We start from the raw sequence: 459 nt of genomic DNA on the forward strand, positions 1-459 counted from the left end.
ATTGCATACAGGCGAACGTGTCGCTCTCAAGGTTCTCAAGCCGGGAGTACGGCAAACAGTTGAAACGGACACCAAGCTCCTGCGCCTGCTGGGTCGCACGCTGCAGATCTTTCTCTCGCGCTATCAGCCCGCGCGTCTGATTGACGAATTCAGCCGGTACACGCTGCGCGAAGTGGATTTACGTTTTGAAGCAGATAATGCCGAAGCTTTTGCGGCCAATTTCAAAGATCAACCGGACGTTCATTTTCCAAAGATCTATCGCGAATTCAGCAACCGCGATGTCTTGTGCATGGAATACTTTCAGGGCATCAAGCCCGATGCCCGCGCGCCAGCCATTTTGACCCGCTGGGAAAAGGAGAAGGTTATCCGGCTGGGGATTAGCGCCACGATCCAGATGATTTTTCGTGACGGTTTTTTCCATGCCGACCTCCACCCAGGTAACCTGGTCATCTTCAAGGA

1 protein-coding gene is annotated in these 459 nt (G+C 53.2%); it reads left to right on the forward strand.

The window, feature by feature from the left end; translation table 11 throughout:
* Nucleotides 1-459, forward strand: a 459-nt coding sequence (locus tag DPV79_RS41695; protein ID WP_133295811.1) for an AarF/ABC1/UbiB kinase family protein, incomplete at both ends; no start/stop codon positions are given.

Origin of the sequence: Burkholderia reimsis (assembly GCF_003294055.1) — a bacterium.
Lineage (GTDB): Bacteria > Pseudomonadota > Gammaproteobacteria > Burkholderiales > Burkholderiaceae > Burkholderia > Burkholderia cepacia.